The organism is Stutzerimonas stutzeri, from assembly GCF_024448935.1.
GTDB lineage: Bacteria > Pseudomonadota > Gammaproteobacteria > Pseudomonadales > Pseudomonadaceae > Stutzerimonas > Stutzerimonas stutzeri_AO.
Map to the genome: position 1 here is coordinate 1 of NZ_JAMOIE010000108.1, position 14,347 is coordinate 14,347.

A 14,347-nucleotide genomic window follows, 5' to 3' on the forward strand; every position below is an offset into this window, starting at 1 on the left:
CCATAATGAGAATTGCTGCTGGCTATACGTTGGGTTCATAAAATATTTCTAGATGGTGCTTGACGACCATGAACGACCTCCATAGAATGCGCGCCACTTGCAGCGTGAAGCCCTAAAGCGAAACGTTGAAAGCCGGATAAAGCAGCAGCTTCCGGGCAGCGTCCCCTTCGTCTAGTGGCCTAGGACACCGCCCTTTCACGGCGGTAACAGGGGTTCGAGTCCCCTAGGGGACGCCATTTTTTGTTGTAGATAGCGCGGGAATAGCTCAGTTGGTAGAGCACGACCTTGCCAAGGTCGGGGTCGCGAGTTCGAGTCTCGTTTCCCGCTCCAATTTATGATCTACAGACTTCCACTGACGTCTGTAAGTCTTTGAAAAGAGGGCCGAAAGGCCCTTTTTTCGTTCCAGCAAAAGCCACTGAAATCCACCTACAGCCAGCGTTTTTAAGGCCAAAATTGAGGCCAAAGAATGCGGGGGGTGCCGGTTCCGGGTTGTTGCTGGGGTTGGATGGGAACAGTGACGAGCATTGAGCCTAAGTCGCGACTTAGGAGCTCAAAATGGCACTCTCTGATCTGACTGTGCGGCAAGCCAAGGCCGCTGAAAAAGCTTACAGCCTACCCGACACCGATGGCCTCGGCCTGGTGGTGGCCCCCACTGGCGGCAAGTCGTGGCACCTTCGCTACTATTGGCTCGGTAAGCAGAAACGCATCTCCCTGGGCAACTATCCCGAGGTCGGCTTGCGTGAGGCACGTTCTCTGCGCGACGAGGCCCGGGCACTGCTGGCCAAGGGCATCAACCCCCACACCGATCGCAAGCAGAAACGGCATGCGGTCAAGCTGGCTTCCGATTACACCTTCAAGGCGGTTTTCGATACCTGGGTCGAGCATCGCCGCAAGGAACTCAAGGAAGGCCGTCAGAGCACGCTCTCGCAGATCCTCCGTATCTTCGACAAGGATGTGTTGCCCAGCCTTGGGAAGATGTCGATCTACGACATTCGCCGGCCCCAGCTTCTGGGCGTCCTGGCGAGGATCGAACAGCGCAGGGCCTTTACTACCGCGGAAAAGGTTCGTACCTGGCTGGGACAGTTATTCCGCTATGCCCTGGTCATTGTCGAAGGCATGGAAACCAATCCAGCCACGGACTTGGATGTGGTGGCTGAGCCCAAACCTCCGGTGAACCACAATCCTTACCTGCATCTGCCTGAGCTTCCCGCATTTCTCCAGAAGCTTAGGCTATACAACCCTCGCGGCTGGCAAACTCAGCTCGGCATCCGGCTATTGCTTCTGACCGGTGTGCGCACCGGCGAACTGCGCCTGGCGACCCCGGATCAGTTCGATCTCAATCGCAGGCTATGGATCATCCCACCACAGATCGTCAAGCAGCTTCAGGACGAGATGCGCAAAGCCGGCAAGCGCCCGCAGGATGTGCCGCCCTACATCGTCCCGCTGTCCCTGCAGGCCACCGAGATCGTTCGCTACCTCCTGGGCGTGATGCGGCCGGCCCAGCAATACTTGCTGGCGCATCGCAGCGAACTCAAGAAGCGCATCAGCGAGAACACCCTCAACGCCGCCTTGAAACGGATGGGCTACGAGGATCAACTGACCGGCCACGGCATCCGCGGAACCATCTCTACGGCGCTCAACGAGATCGGCTACCCCAAGATTTGGGTGGACGCGCAGCTTTCGCACTCCGATCCGAACAAGGTGAGTTCGGCCTACAACCACGCCAAATACGTGGAGCCGCGCCGCCGGATGATGCAGGACTGGGCCGACCGCCTAGATCTGCTCGAACAGGGCCAGGTGGAAGCGGCAAGCGCGCATCTCACCATCCGTATCGATGGGGTGCCGGCGATGGCAGAAGCGGAAGGTGCTGCCACCATTGTGGAGGATTCCTCTGCCGTTCCCGTTCCGCCCGTAGCGGCTATGCCCATCGTGGTGACGCCGAACACTGCCGGGGCCACGTTCCAGAGGCTCTCGCAAGTGCCTCCGCCCCCTAGTCGGGCGCCGGAGCCGGAAGTGTCTGCAATCCAGCGTGAGCGCGAAGAAATGCTCGCCATCTACGAATCGCCGAACAATCTGCCGGTTCCACTGTTCGGCAAGCTGGCCGGGAAGTCCAAGGATCAGATCAACCGCGAACTGAAGGCTGGCAAACTGCTGTCCATTAGCCTGGGCAACCGGGGGCAGCGCGTTCCCGATTGGCAACTGGTGCCGCTCAAGCACAAGCTGGCCCTGGCGCTCATGAAACAGTGTCCGGAAGCAGACTCGTGGGAGCTTTACCGTATGCTGACCCGGCCGCACCCGGAGTTGGGTGATCGTGCAGCCATCGACGTGGTGACGCCGGCCAATCTGACCGTAGTTGTCCATACCATTGCGAACGATGAGCAACCTGCCGATATTCCCGAGGCTGTCTTGCCAGGGTCTATCCCCGAGCAGGTACGGCAGAGCGTTCGCCGACTGGTAGATAGCACGTTGGTGCTTGAAGACGCTTGAAGGCCAATGGAGTGACCGGTGATCGGGGCGAGCCTGCTTCGGTCGCCAGGTTCTCGGTCAGGCGGTGCCTGCCTTGGCAATCTGCAGCGCTCTGCGCTCGAATCGATCTGAAACGGAGTTGAGTACCCCTTGGGGACGGTGCAAATGCGTCACGATCTCGTACGGGCCATCCGAGAGTGGCCGCATCGTGATTCCCCAACCATCGGCGCGCTCGATGCGCGATTGAGCGGAGACACCAACACCATGGCCCGCTGCAACCCACAGTGCCAACAACTCGAACGAAGTCACGTGCTGAATGTGCTGCTGGTCCGCCGGCGCTAAAGAAGATAGATGCCGATCCAGCAAGGGGCAGGCCTCTGCTTGCCAGCGAAACAGGGGGTAGTTACGCAACTCGGCGATCGACAGCTTCGCTTGGTTCGGCAAGTGGAATTGCGATGGCACGGCAACAGCCATATTTTCGCTCCACAGTGGCTGGCTGCTCAGGGACGGGTCGCTCACATCCTGAAACGACATCCCGCATCGTAGCGGCCTTCACGCAGCCCTGCGGCCAAATTGTCATCCGTGACCTCGAAAAACGCCATGGTGACTTCCGGCTCCTCCGCTCGCTGCATGGCAAACAGCATAGAAAGACATGACGACGGCACGCCTGGTGCTATCGCGAGCTTGAAATGGGAAGCCGTGTCAGTGGCGTCGTACATGAAAGCCTCCCATGTAATCCATCGGATCAAAAAAGCAACCCGATATCATAACAATGAGTTAAATTTAACGTGGTTAAATTCTCTCGTCTGATCGACGCTTCTGTCAATGCAGAAGCGTACAGTTCAACGAGGCCGTCCCCCAGGCACCACCACATTTGAAGCCGAGCCAGCACTGGCCTTCGGGAAAGCGGTGCGCGCCGCGCGCATGGAAAAAGGAATTGCTCAGGAAGAACTGGCAGGTCTGGCTGGAGTTGAGCGCTCGCACATGGGCAAGATCGAGCGTGGGGGACATATGCCTACGCTGGCTCTGATACTGAAAATTGCCACGGCGCTTGGGATAAGTTCCGCGGAACTGATGGTGGTAACGGAACGCAATCTTAGCTCCGGCACCAATTCTTGAGCCTGACTGTCTGCGTCAGTCGCTTAAACGGTCGCGTAGACGAGCGATGAATCGCTCCAGTGAAACCGACAAACGGCTGTTTTCGGGCCAAAGCAAGTAGGTGGTGATGACTGCGGATTCGACTGCCAAGGGACGGATCACGACATCCGATCGTTGGTAGCCAGCGATCCGAGTCGTCGTTGTGAAGCCAACGCCGTAGCCTGCACCAACCAGGGTAAGCATCATGTCCAGCGAGGACGCGTGCTCGACAACATTCGGCTTGTGCTTCAGAGGCTGCAGGAGCTTCGACAGTTGAAGGCAGTAACCTTCGCATACCTGTGGGTCGCACAAGACGAGCGGATGGCTCCCAAGCTCATGAAGCGGAACCTCCTTGTGGGCGAGCAGTTCGTGCCGGGCTGGCACGGCGACCACCAGCGGGTCTCGCCAGATCGGTTCCGCAACAAGGCCGTCACCGACGTCGGCAGTATGTGCGAAGCCAATCGTGAAGTCGCCTGATCGCAAGCCGCGCAATTGTTCCGCTAGAGGCACTTCGGCCAGACGTATCTCGACTTCCGGCTCCTCTACGCGGCAACGGGCCAGAAACGCCGAGAGCCGAGGATCGGTCGCACCATCGGAAACGGCAATGCGCAGGCTCCCTCGCAGGCCTGCCGCGACCGCCCGGACGTTCTCCCGTGCATGCTCCAGGACAGTGAACAGCCTGCGGACATCCTGCAAGAACGCGGCGCCAGCGGGGGTCAGTGCAGTGCCTCGACGGTTTCGGTCAAAAAGTATTACCCCTAACTCATCCTCAAGCTCTTTGATCGTTCGAGACAGGGGGGATTGTTCGATATGCAAGCGCTCCGCAGCACGTGTGAAATGCAACTCCTCAGCCAAGACGACAAAACAACGAAGGTGCCGCAATTCCATGTAATAGCCATCCGTCTATCGGTATACGGGGTGGCGGCGACAAAGATCTACCACCTGTTCGCGTACCCGGTCACGTACTGTCGTCGGGGCATCACCACCAGCCTCCTGTGTATCCAGCACGTCGCACAGCCAGCCCGCGAGCTGTTCGCACTCGGCCACGCCGAAGCCGCGCGTGGTCACGGCGGGCGTGCCAATGCGAAGGCCTGACGTGACGAACGGCGAGCGCGGGTCGTTGGGTACCGAATTCTTGTTCGCAGTGATGTAGGCATCAGCCAGCGCTGCGTCCGCGTCCTTGCCGGTGTAGGGCTTGGCGGACAGGTCGATCAGCATCAAATGGTTGTCGGTGCCACCGGAAACAATCTTGTAGCCACGCTCCTGGAGCACAGCGGCCATCGCGCGGGCATTGGTCACCACCTGGCGCTGGTAGGACTTGAATTCCGGGCGCAGCGCCTCCTTGAAGGCCACCGCCTTGGCCGCGATGACGTGCATCAGCGGGCCGCCCTGGATACCTGGGAATACGGCGGAATTAAGCTTCTTGTAGAGGTCTTCGTCCTGCCCCTTGGCGAGGATGATGCCGCCGCGCGGGCCGCGCAGGGTCTTGTGGGTGGTGCTGGTGACGACATGGGCGTGGGGCAACGGATTCGGGTACTCGCCTGCCGCCACCAGGCCGGCGACGTGCGCCATGTCTACCCAAAAGATCGCGCCCACCTTGTCGGCGATGGCGCGCATACGCGCCCAATCCTTGTGACGCGAATATGCGGAGAAGCCGCCGATCAGCATCTTCGGCCGCGTTTCCAGCGCGATGCGCTCCATCTCGTCGTAGTCGATCAACCCTGTCTCGGGGTCGAGACCATAGGGCACGATCTTGTAGTGCCGGCCGGAGAAATTGGACGGGTTGCCGTGGGTCAGGTGGCCGCCCTGGGCGAGATTCATGCCCATCACGGTGTCGCCGGGGTTGGCCAGTGCCAGGAACACCGCCGCGTTGGCCTGCGCGCCGGCATGGGGTTGGACATTGGCATAGTCGCAATCGAACAGCTCCTTGATGCGCTCGATGGCGAGGCGTTCAGCCACGTCCACGTACTCGCAGCCGCTGTAGTAGCGTTTGCCGGGGTAGCCCTCGGCATACTTGTTGGTGAATACCGAGTTCTGGATGCGCATCACCAGCGGGCTGGCATAGTTCTCGGAGGCAATCAGCTCGACGTGATCCTCCTGCCGGCGTTCTTCGTGCCGCACGGCCTGAGCCAATTCAGGGTCAAAGTCGATGAGAGTAAGGGCATTGTCGTACATGGAGGTTCGTCCTATTTTCGGGAGTTTTGGATTTCAGGGTTTGATTCTGTTCGGGCGCATCACTGTCCAGCTCCCGGCGCACTTCGCGAATCAGGTCGCTGGCCGCGGCCAGGGCATCGGCCGCCGACTTGCCGTCCAGGCTTTCGATAAGCCACGAGCCGATCACGACGGCATCGGCCACCCGGGCGATCTCGCGCGCCGTATCGGCATCCCGGATGCCGAACCCGACGCCGACTGGAATGCGCACATGAAGGCGGATGCGCGCCAACATCTCTCGCACCTGCTCCACATTCAACGTCTTGGCACCGGTGACACCCTTGACTGAGATACAGTAGATGTAGCCATCGGCGCGTTCGGCAACTTGCTGAATGCGTCGCTCTGTAGAAGTTGGCGCCAGTAGGAAAATGAGGTCGATGCTGTGGCGGCGAAGCTGCGCAGCAAGGTCGCCGGAAACTTCCGGCGGGTAATCGACTACGAGCACGCCATCTACACCCGCGGCCGCTGCGTCCGTAGCGAAGGCGCCTGGCTGGCGTAGATAGTCATGGCGTTCAATTGGATTGGCATAACCCATCAGCACCACCGGCGTGTCGGCGTCGGATTCGCGGAAGCGTCGCACATGGTCAAGCACCTGCGGCAGGCCGATACCTTGTCGCAGGGCGCGTTCGGTGGATGCCTGGATCGTTGGGCCGTCTGCCGAGGGGTCGGAGAACGGTACGCCCAGTTCGATGATGTCGGCACCGGCCTCGACCAGAACGTGCATCAGCGCGGGGGTAATGTCTGCGTAGGGATAACCGGCAGTGACATAGGGAATCAATGCTTTTCGCCCCTGCTGTCGTAAACGATCGAAGGTGCTATGAAGCCGGCTCATGGCTGGCCTCCGGTGGATTGGGCCATCACCGTCTCCATGTCCTTGTCGCCCCGCCCGGACAGATTTACGAGAATGGCCTGCTCCTGGTTCAGCGTTGCAGCTAACTTGATGGCGTGGGCGACGGCATGGCTGGCTTCCAGCGCGGGAATGATGCCCTCCACACGGCTCAACAAATGAAAGGCGTGCAATGCCTCGTCGTCGATGGCACCGACGTACTCGGCACGGCCGATCTCGTGCAGCCAGGCATGTTCCGGCCCGACACCGGGATAGTCCAGCCCGGCGCTGATACTGTGGGTATCCAGCACCTGGCCTTGGTCGTCCTGTAGAACGAGTGAGCGGCTGCCGTGCAGAACGCCCGGGCTGCCTCGCTGTATCGAGGCAGCGTGCCTGCCGGTGTCCAACCCGAAGCCTGCTGCCTCGACGCCGACCAACCGGACTTCTTCGTGCTTGATGTACGGATGGAAGATGCCGATAGCGTTACTGCCGCCGCCGACGCAGGCGATCACCACGTCGGGGTGCTGCTTTGCCATACCGAGGCGCCGGAACAGCACTGGCATCTGCGTCAGGCATTCCTTACCAATCACGGTCTGGAAGTCCCGCACCATTGCCGGGTACGGGTGCATGCCGGCTACCGAGCCGATCAGGTAGAACGTGTCATCGACGTTGGTGACCCAATCACGGATCGCATCGTTCATGGCGTCCTTCAGGGTACGGCTACCGGTCTCCACTGGCACCACCGTCGCCCCGAGCAGCTTCATGCGCTGGACATTGGGGCTCTGCCGCCGGATGTCCTCGCTGCCCATGTAGATCACACATTCCAGTCCGTAGCGGGCGCAAATCGTCGCAGTGGCGACCCCATGCTGGCCAGCACCGGTTTCGGCGATGATGCGCCGTTTGCCCATGCGACGGGCCAGCATGGCTTGGCCGATCACGTTGTTGATCTTGTGAGCGCCAGTGTGGTTGAGATCTTCGCGCTTGAGGAAGATGCGCGCACCGCCTGTTTCCTCGCTGAGGCGTCGGGCGTAGTACATCGGTGAAGGACGGCCGACGTAATCTGCCAATTCCTCTTGAAACTCAGTGATGAAGGCGGGATCATCGCGGTAACGCAGCCACGACTGCTGCAGTTCCTCGACGGCTTGCGCCAGCGTCTCACTGATGAAGCTCCCACCAAAGCGGCCGAAGAATCCAGCGGCATCTGGCTGATCGTAAATGGATGCAGAGCTCATGCCGTCGGCTCCGTCTGTCCGGCCGCGGTGGTTGTGTCCCGACGATCAGTCGTATCCGAAGACAGCAGACTGGCGACCCGTGTCACGATGTCGTTGATCTGCGCCTCGCTGCAGATAAGGGGAGGTAACAGTCGGATAGTGGAGCCACGGGTCACGGTGATGAGCAAGCGCTGTTCTGCCAGTGCTCGTCCGACCAGTTCCTGACAGTTCCGGTTGAGCTCGATTCCCGCCATCATGCCCAGGCCCCGAATGGCGACGACGTTCGGGTGTCCGTCGAGCGCCTCGCGCAGCCCCGCGAGTAGTTGCTCACCCAGCGTAGCTGCCCGCTTCGGTAAGTCGTCGCGCGCCATGATCTCGAGCACGGTGCAGGCCACTCGGCAGGCGAGTGGATTGCCCCCGAAGGTGGTGCCGTGCTGGCCGGGCGACAACAAGTCAGCCACATCCCCACGCGCCAAGCAGCCGCCGATGGGAAAGCCGTTGCCCAGCGACTTGGCCACTGTCATGACATCGGGAACGATCCCCGCGTGCTGGTGTGCAAACCAGGCGCCGGTGCGGCCCATGCCGCACTGGATCTCGTCGAGCATCAGCAACCAGCCGTGCCGGTCGCACAACGTGCGCAGCTCCCGCAGATACTCGGCGCTCGCCGCACGGATGCCGCCTTCGCCCTGTACCGGCTCGATCAACACCGCTACGATGTCCGGCGACCGCTCGGCTACCCGGCGCACCGCCTCGATGTCGTCGTAAGGCACACGCAGGAATCCGGGCAACAGTGGCTCAAAGCCCTGCTGCTTGGCGGGGTTGTCGGTTGCGGTGAGCGTTGCGATGGTGCGGCCATGGAAGGCGTTCTCCATCACCAGAATCTGCGGTTGTGCCACTTGCCTGTGATGGCCGTACAGCCGGGCCAGTTTCAGCGCGGCCTCGTTGGCCTCTGCGCCGGAGTTGCAGAAGAAGGCCCTTTCCATGTCCGCCAGGGCGCACAGGCGCTCGCCCAGCCGCTCCTGCCAGTCGATACGGAACACATTGGAGGTGTGCACAGGATTTCCTGTTTTGCTCATATATATCAATCACTTATAAATTTTTATCTGATGTCCTGGGACAAATTTGGGACAATTTGCCTCATGTTTTGCATGCTCGCCCAGATACGTTCCAGCTCGCTTGGGGACTCTGAATCTATCCAGCGGGCATAGACCTGTACGAGCATTGAGTAGTCGTTATGACCCAACTGCTTGGCGATGAAAGCGAGGTTGCCGCGGGCTGTCAGGTTCCAGCATGCATAGGTGTGCCGAGTCTGATAAGGCGGTCGTGAACGAATTCCGGCGCGCCGGATCAGGTTGGCCCATTTAGTATTCCAAGCAGAGGGTACGAAGAATTCGTTCACTTCCTTCTTGCGTGCTTGGGTTTTTGGCGACAGGAGAACGCGCACATGGTCGATACGCGACTCGTGGCGGTTCAGCCAGACTTCCAGGTCGACGGCTTCGCGCTGTTTGGCGTCGTCCATGAGCACCTGTAGTGCCTCGCGGGCAGGGGGGAACAGCAAGACCGTCCGCTCTTTGTTTGTCTTGGGAACCTTGAAGGTTAGCGATTGAGTCACTGACCGGCGCACAGTGATCTTGCTCAAGTCAGGGGCTACATCTTCCAGGGCTAATGCCAGCAGCTCGCCGGGGCGCAGTCCGGTATAGACCGCCAATGTGACCGAAGCCCGATCGATCGGGTGTAAGCAACCCTTTTCAATGAGTACCTGGTACTCCTCAAAGCTCAGCGGGTCCGGGTCTTTATGGCTTTTGGTGAAGCGGGTGCAGTGCTTGGCCAAGTCTTTGCAGTACCCATTGTCTTCGCACCAATACAGAAAACCCGCAAAAGTTGCCAAGTAGTGGTTGACGGTGGAGACAGCGCGGGTAGCAATCAGGTCTACCCTGAGTTGCTGAATATCAGCCGGCTTGAGCGCGTCGGCTTGGCGGTTGGGGACCGATGGTGTCCAGCGATATACGCAGGGCGATCTCATACCTGGACTGTGTCTCGGGCGTGATGTCTACTGCCTTGAGAGGTAGGTAGCGCTCGCACAAATCGCCCAGGCGCTTACTTGGCTGGCCAGTGCTTTGTGCCGAACGCGTATGCGGGAACATCTCCGCTTCGTTGTAGGTGCCAGTTCGTAGCGCATACATGGCTGCGCTACGCAGACGCGCAGCGTGCTTCAGATTCGCTTTGGTGGGGTCTAGGCCAAGAGTATGGCGATGGCGCACACCCTTATGCATGAAGTCCACACGAATCGACTTGCCATGTATCCAGATACCGGGGTAGCCGGTTTTGGCTGCTGCTTCAACTGTCATCGCGCTGCTCCTACTGGTTACTCCGTCTTGCGTTTGTCATTCAGGGACCATTGCCGAGTCTTGAGCATGAAAAGCTCAAAGAGCCCTGGAGGCATGGCGCGCTCACCGGATTCCCATTGCTGCCAGGCGCGCATTGAGGCGCTGACAATTTTCGCCGCCTCCGTCTGTGTCAGCCCAGCTGCATGACGTGCCAGGCGAACCGCATCAGGAGCTGGATTGTGCGGTTTCGTGTCGGTCATGGCTTTATGTTTTCACCCAAAGGCTAAGGGGCAATGGCGATGTTTTAAGATACACTCATTGAGTGTTTATTGCAATGTGGGAGGGTATTAGAGGTGCGCTATAGACCGTGGCTTAGGTCTTGGCTCTCTACCCAGCGCTCGAACTCGCCGAGATTGACGAAGATGCGGCCATCAGGAGCTTTGCGCCAGAGACGGCCCTGCACCCAAGTGCCGTTCTTGACTTTGTGCCGCACGGCGTTTTCGCTGTAGCCGGTGACTTCGGCGAAGCGTTTGATCAGTACCCACTGACTCGAAGCGCCCATGATTTCGTCCTTCTGCGATCTGTTGCAGGGAGGGGTGTTGAGTGATGGAAAGCGTCCATGGAATTGTCTCGCCGCGAAACCTTGATGGAAACTTGCTGGGGCGAGCGTGGGCGTACAGATGGCGCTGATAGGCGTGTCGGCATACTTATGCCGTCAGGCTCTCGGGCGTTGCCCCGTGCTTCATGCTGAATCACGGCCATTCGGCTTTGATCCTTCACGCACTCCGGCCTGCTGGGCCTGCGCGTGCTGCGCACTTGCCAATGCGGGTGTGTGGCTAATGTGGGCGGTATGCTGTTCCCTTCACCGTATCACGGCGTTCTCGCCGTCAATGACTGCGCGTGCTCGCACGCTTGCGCCCTTACGGTCGTCTTCGATCCCTGACTGCTTGCGCTGCGCCGTGCTGGCCACGGTTCCGGGCAATTCCGCCCGAGTAACCGGAGCATGAACATGTCGCAAGTGTCTTTTTCCTCGATCGACTCCTCTCTGCTGGTGCGTGACGCACAGGGACGTTACCTACCGGCCTCTGTTGACCAGATCCTTGATGCAGCGCGTCAGGCTATTGACCAAAAAATGCAGCGAGGCATGTCTTTTACTAATCCGGCAGCAGTCAAAGAGTACCTGTGCACCAAGCTGGCAGGCTTTGAGCACGAAGTATTCGCAGTGTTGTTTCTCGATACACAGCATCGCCTGATTGAATACATCGAGATGTTCCGCGGCACGATCGATAGTGCATCGGTATATCCACGTGAAGTGGTCAAGGAGGCATTGCGGCTCAATGCGGCGGCAGTGGTTTTCTCGCATAACCACCCCAGCGGACATCCAGAGCCGAGCCGAGCTGATGAAACTCTAACCAAACGGCTCAAGGATGCGCTGGCTCTGGTGGATGTTCGCACGCTGGATCACATCATCGTGGCAGGTCAAAGAACCACATCGTTTGCCGAGCAGGGCTTGCTGTAGGCCTTGGGGGCTTCGGCCCCTTTTTTTGCTTTGCCTGACAATGCGGCTCCAGCTCACGACTCTCCGCGCTGTGTTTGCAGATAAGGGCTCAGCTGTCAGTAATCTGGCTTCAGCGAAAATGCCGCTCGAACAGAATGCTATGGCAGCGCGCCGCGATGCAGCCGTAGAACCAAATGGCTATACCCAGGAGGCCGAGTAATGCGAAACCTGCGGTTCTAATCCAGGACAACCCGCCTCTATTCGTCATCTTAACCAGGTCTGGCAATACGTCGGCAACGGCCATGCCCCAATACCCCGCAATCAGAAACGAAATAATGCCGATGAGGGCAAGTGCCCAATCGCTCAACTCGTACAGATACCATGTGCGCCGTGCTTGAAATCGTGCCGCCGCACGTTGAAACAAAAGTCGCATAGCAGTTCCTTTGTCGAAACGTTGCATTCGTATGACTTTCTGGGCTGTTTCGCAGGCCCGGAAGAAGATCAGTCGCGCTGTGGTGCTGCGCATTGGCTTCTTTCTGGGGGCGTTCCACTCGGAATTCTATCCTTGGCGCCCGAGGAAACCACCGTATCCAGCGGATGGAGGCCAGTCTCCTCTGCCTGATATCATGTCTTTTTTCAGCTTCTTTAAGACTCTTAGGGTCTTAATCAAGCGATCCCAACTTGTAGTTTTTACATCGCCCCTCACTGTGTATTTCTAAAGGTGTCCTCCCTTCTGGTGCTGGCTGCGGTGGTTTTGCAGTGACATATCACTTGTTGCCGTGCTGTTTTAGGCGGGCATTTCCCATGCAGTCCTGCCGTTCCACGCGTCATTCCCGTTATGGGTTCAGACCTTATGCGTCATGAGCAAGACCAGAAAGGTCCTGATTTGAATGCCGTAAATGCCATACATCTTGTGTGTGAATTCACCTGCTGCACTTGGGGAATTCACGAAAGTAATGTTCAGCCGGATTCTGGCTGTATTCGGCTATGTGTAAATCATTAGAGGACTGAACTATGAGTAAGATTGCGGATTCCACGCCATTCGGACACTCAGCCCACGCTGATCCGGACACCTGTTCCACGATCATTCGGACAGGCAGTCGGAGCGCAGCGACGCAGGGGTTGCATTGTTAGTCTGAGGCGCCCGGCGCCGTCAATTTCTTCACCCGCTTTCTCATCGACTCGCCCTTGAGGTTGATCCGGTAAGCGTTGTGCACCAGGCGGTCGAGGATGGCGTCGGCCAGGGTCGGGTCGCCGATCAGCTCGTGCCAGTTGTCCACCGGCATCTGGCTGGTAACGATGGTCGAGCGCTGGCCGTAGCGGTCGTCCAGTAGCTCCAGCATGTCGCGCCGCTGTTCGGCGGTGAACGGGGCCAGGCCCCAGTCATCGAGGATCAGCAGGTCGGTCTTGGCGTAGCTGTTCATCAGCTTGGCGAAGCGCCCGTCGCCATGGGCCAGGCCCAGCTCTTCCAACAGGCGCGGCAAGCGCAGGTAACGCACGCGGTAGCCGGCCCGGCAGGCCTGGTGGGCCAGGGCACAGGCCAGCCAGGTTTTACCGACACCGGTGGGGCCGCCGATGATCAGGTTGAGGCCGTCGCGCAGCCACTGGCCACTGCTCAGTTGCAAGATCAGCGCCTTATCCAGTCCGCGCGGGCTACGGTAGTCGATGTCTTCGAGGCAGGCGTTGTGCTTGAGCCGGGCCTGGCGCAGGCGGCTGCTCAGGCGCTTGTCATCGCGTTCGGTCAGCTCGCGGTCGACCAGCAGGCCGAGGCGTTCCTCGAAGCTCAGGCTGTCGATGTCCGGGGTTTTCAGTTGTTCATTCAGCGCCTTGAGCATGCCGTGCAGGCGCAGGGTTTGCAGCTTGTCCAGGGTCGGATGGGGCAGCATGGTGAACCGCCCCGCATTCTCCGGAGGCTCTTTGGTGTGAGTCATGCCGCTTGGGCAGACTCGATAAATTGCCGATAGTAGATCGCTTCGGCTTCCGCGGGCGGTATGTTCCCGATGGGCGCCAGCAATCGTCGATGGTTGAACCAGTCCACCCATTCCAGCGTTGCCAGTTCCACCGTCTCGCGGCTCTGCCATGACCGCCGGTGGATCACTTCGGCTTTGTACAGCCCGTTGATGGTCTCAGCCAAGGCATTGTCATAGGAGTCGCCGACGCTGCCCACTGACGGCTCAACGCCCGCTTCAGCCAGGCGCTCGGTGTAGCGGATAGAAACATACTGCACGCCGCGGTCGCTGTGATGGATGAGGCCACCTTGATCGACCGGGCGACGGGCATACAAGGCCTGCTCCAGCGCATCGAGAACGAAGTCGGTACGGGCCGAACTGGAGACCCGCCAGCCAACGATCCGTCGGGCGAACACGTCGATGACGAAGGCCACATAGACGAAGCCCTGCCAGGTACTGACGTAGGTGAAGTCCGATACCCAGAGCGCGTTTGGCCGCTCGGCGCGGAACTGGCGATTGACCTTGTCCAGCGGGCACGGAGTCGCCTTGTCGCTGACGGTGGTCTTGACCGGTTTGCCGCGTACGACGCCTTTGAGCCCCAGCCGACGCATCAGTCGCTCCACCGTACAGCGCGCCGCTACCACGCCTTCACGCCTGAGTTGGCGCCAGACCTTGCGCGCACCGTAGACGTGGAAGTTTCCGTCCCAGACCCGCTGGATATG

General features: G+C 59.5%; 15 protein-coding genes, 2 tRNA genes and 1 pseudogene. 5 read left to right on the plus strand and 13 right to left on the minus strand.

Going from position 1 to position 14,347, the window contains the following annotated elements; all coding sequences use genetic code 11:
- Positions 1-160 precede the first annotated feature (160 nt).
- The 3 genes from NA637_RS21625 (at position 161) to NA637_RS21635 (ending at position 2,487) form a co-directional block, all read left to right on the plus strand.
- Positions 161-236: transfer RNA gene (locus NA637_RS21625), tRNA-Glu, on the plus strand.
- Between the two features lie 18 nt (positions 237-254).
- A tRNA-Gly gene (locus NA637_RS21630) sits at positions 255-330 on the plus strand.
- Between the two features lie 225 nt (positions 331-555).
- On the plus strand, positions 556-2,487 hold the full coding sequence (locus NA637_RS21635; protein ID WP_181083906.1) for a tyrosine-type recombinase/integrase: 1,932 nt from the start codon (positions 556-558) through the stop codon (positions 2,485-2,487).
- A gap of 57 nt (positions 2,488-2,544) precedes the next feature.
- Here the strand turns inward: NA637_RS21635 and NA637_RS21640 are convergent.
- Positions 2,545-3,185 (minus strand): annotated as a pseudogene (locus NA637_RS21640) (substrate-binding domain-containing protein).
- A 106-nt stretch (positions 3,186-3,291) separates the two neighbouring features.
- On the opposite strand from NA637_RS21640, the gene NA637_RS21645 reads away from it, so the two are divergent.
- Entirely contained in the window at positions 3,292-3,585 is a 294-nt protein-coding gene (locus tag NA637_RS21645) for a helix-turn-helix domain-containing protein (RefSeq protein WP_256074611.1), read from the plus strand.
- 15 nt (positions 3,586-3,600) lie between these two features.
- Here the strand turns inward: NA637_RS21645 and NA637_RS21650 are convergent, their stop codons facing one another.
- The 9 genes from NA637_RS21650 to NA637_RS21685 form a co-directional block, all read right to left on the minus strand.
- Positions 3,601-4,491: a LysR family transcriptional regulator gene (locus NA637_RS21650; protein WP_256074612.1), complete on the minus strand. Its 891-nt coding sequence runs from the start codon at positions 4,489-4,491 to the stop codon at positions 3,601-3,603.
- Positions 4,492-4,506: 15 nt separating this feature from the next.
- Positions 4,507-5,778, minus strand: coding sequence for a serine hydroxymethyltransferase (glyA, locus tag NA637_RS21655; RefSeq protein ID WP_033947507.1), 1,272 nt, complete (start codon positions 5,776-5,778; stop codon positions 4,507-4,509).
- Positions 5,744-6,646, minus strand: coding sequence for a tryptophan synthase subunit alpha (trpA, locus tag NA637_RS21660; protein ID WP_079384570.1), 903 nt, complete (start codon positions 6,644-6,646; stop codon positions 5,744-5,746). Before trpA ends, glyA begins: the two co-directional genes overlap by 35 nt.
- Positions 6,643-7,872: a tryptophan synthase subunit beta gene (trpB, locus tag NA637_RS21665; RefSeq protein ID WP_052151324.1), complete on the minus strand. Its 1,230-nt coding sequence runs from the start codon at positions 7,870-7,872 to the stop codon at positions 6,643-6,645. The genes trpA and trpB overlap by 4 nt, the downstream gene beginning before the upstream one ends.
- Positions 7,869-8,906, minus strand: a complete 1,038-nt coding sequence (locus NA637_RS21670; protein ID WP_237756057.1) for an aspartate aminotransferase family protein — start codon at positions 8,904-8,906, stop codon at positions 7,869-7,871. The genes trpB and NA637_RS21670 overlap by 4 nt, the downstream gene beginning before the upstream one ends.
- Before the next feature lie 44 nt (positions 8,907-8,950).
- Positions 8,951-9,874 carry a tyrosine-type recombinase/integrase gene (locus NA637_RS21675; RefSeq protein WP_237756058.1) on the minus strand — a complete coding sequence of 308 codons (924 nt, stop codon included), beginning with the start codon at positions 9,872-9,874 and terminating at the stop codon, positions 8,951-8,953.
- Positions 9,801-10,199 (minus strand): Arm DNA-binding domain-containing protein, encoded by a 399-nt coding sequence (locus NA637_RS21680; RefSeq protein ID WP_237756059.1) that lies wholly within the window; start codon positions 10,197-10,199, stop codon positions 9,801-9,803. The genes NA637_RS21675 and NA637_RS21680 overlap by 74 nt, the downstream gene beginning before the upstream one ends.
- Positions 10,200-10,216: 17 nt before the next feature.
- On the minus strand, positions 10,217-10,438 hold the full coding sequence (locus NA637_RS25575) for a helix-turn-helix domain-containing protein (protein ID WP_033947514.1): 222 nt from the start codon (positions 10,436-10,438) through the stop codon (positions 10,217-10,219).
- Positions 10,439-10,536: 98 nt separating this feature from the next.
- Entirely contained in the window at positions 10,537-10,740 is a 204-nt protein-coding gene (locus NA637_RS21685; protein WP_033947516.1) for a hypothetical protein, read from the minus strand.
- A 447-nt stretch (positions 10,741-11,187) separates the two neighbouring features.
- On the opposite strand from NA637_RS21685, the gene radC reads away from it, so the two are divergent.
- Positions 11,188-11,697 (plus strand): RadC family protein, encoded by a 510-nt coding sequence (gene radC / locus NA637_RS21690; RefSeq protein WP_023112231.1) that lies wholly within the window; start codon positions 11,188-11,190, stop codon positions 11,695-11,697.
- A gap of 109 nt (positions 11,698-11,806) precedes the next feature.
- On the opposite strand, the gene NA637_RS21695 is transcribed toward radC, so the two are convergent.
- The 3 genes from NA637_RS21695 to NA637_RS21705 all read right to left on the minus strand — a co-directional run.
- Positions 11,807-12,202, minus strand: a complete 396-nt coding sequence (locus tag NA637_RS21695; protein WP_153574032.1) for a hypothetical protein — start codon at positions 12,200-12,202, stop codon at positions 11,807-11,809.
- Positions 12,203-12,806: 604 nt separating this feature from the next.
- Positions 12,807-13,562, minus strand: coding sequence for an IS21-like element helper ATPase IstB (istB, locus tag NA637_RS21700; protein ID WP_256074614.1), 756 nt, complete (start codon positions 13,560-13,562; stop codon positions 12,807-12,809).
- A 41-nt stretch (positions 13,563-13,603) separates the two neighbouring features.
- The coding region (locus NA637_RS21705) for an IS3 family transposase (RefSeq protein WP_256074613.1) at positions 13,604-14,347 on the minus strand (744 nt) is incomplete at its 5' end.

Bases quoted from the DNA above. Each gene is read 5' to 3' on its own strand.
- NA637_RS21685 (WP_033947516.1), bottom strand. From the start codon at position 10,740: ATGGGCGCTTCGAGTCAGTGGGTACTGATCAAACGCTTCGCCGAAGTC.
- NA637_RS25575 (WP_033947514.1), bottom strand. From the start codon at position 10,438: ATGACCGACACGAAACCGCACAATCCAGCTCCTGATGCGGTTCGCCTG.
- NA637_RS21635 (WP_181083906.1), top strand. From the start codon at position 556: ATGGCACTCTCTGATCTGACTGTGCGGCAAGCCAAGGCCGCTGAAAAA.
- NA637_RS21650 (WP_256074612.1), bottom strand. From the start codon at position 4,491: ATGGAATTGCGGCACCTTCGTTGTTTTGTCGTCTTGGCTGAGGAGTTG.
- NA637_RS21675 (WP_237756058.1), bottom strand. From the start codon at position 9,874: ATGAGATCGCCCTGCGTATATCGCTGGACACCATCGGTCCCCAACCGC.
- istB (WP_256074614.1), bottom strand. From the start codon at position 13,562: ATGCTGCCCCATCCGACCCTGGACAAGCTGCAAACCCTGCGCCTGCAC.
- radC (WP_023112231.1), top strand. From the start codon at position 11,188: ATGTCGCAAGTGTCTTTTTCCTCGATCGACTCCTCTCTGCTGGTGCGT.
- NA637_RS21680 (WP_237756059.1), bottom strand. From the start codon at position 10,199: ATGACAGTTGAAGCAGCAGCCAAAACCGGCTACCCCGGTATCTGGATA.
- trpA (WP_079384570.1), bottom strand. From the start codon at position 6,646: ATGAGCCGGCTTCATAGCACCTTCGATCGTTTACGACAGCAGGGGCGA.
- trpB (WP_052151324.1), bottom strand. From the start codon at position 7,872: ATGAGCTCTGCATCCATTTACGATCAGCCAGATGCCGCTGGATTCTTC.
- NA637_RS21645 (WP_256074611.1), top strand. From the start codon at position 3,292: ATGCAGAAGCGTACAGTTCAACGAGGCCGTCCCCCAGGCACCACCACA.
- NA637_RS21695 (WP_153574032.1), bottom strand. From the start codon at position 12,202: ATGCGCAGCACCACAGCGCGACTGATCTTCTTCCGGGCCTGCGAAACA.
- glyA (WP_033947507.1), bottom strand. From the start codon at position 5,778: ATGTACGACAATGCCCTTACTCTCATCGACTTTGACCCTGAATTGGCT.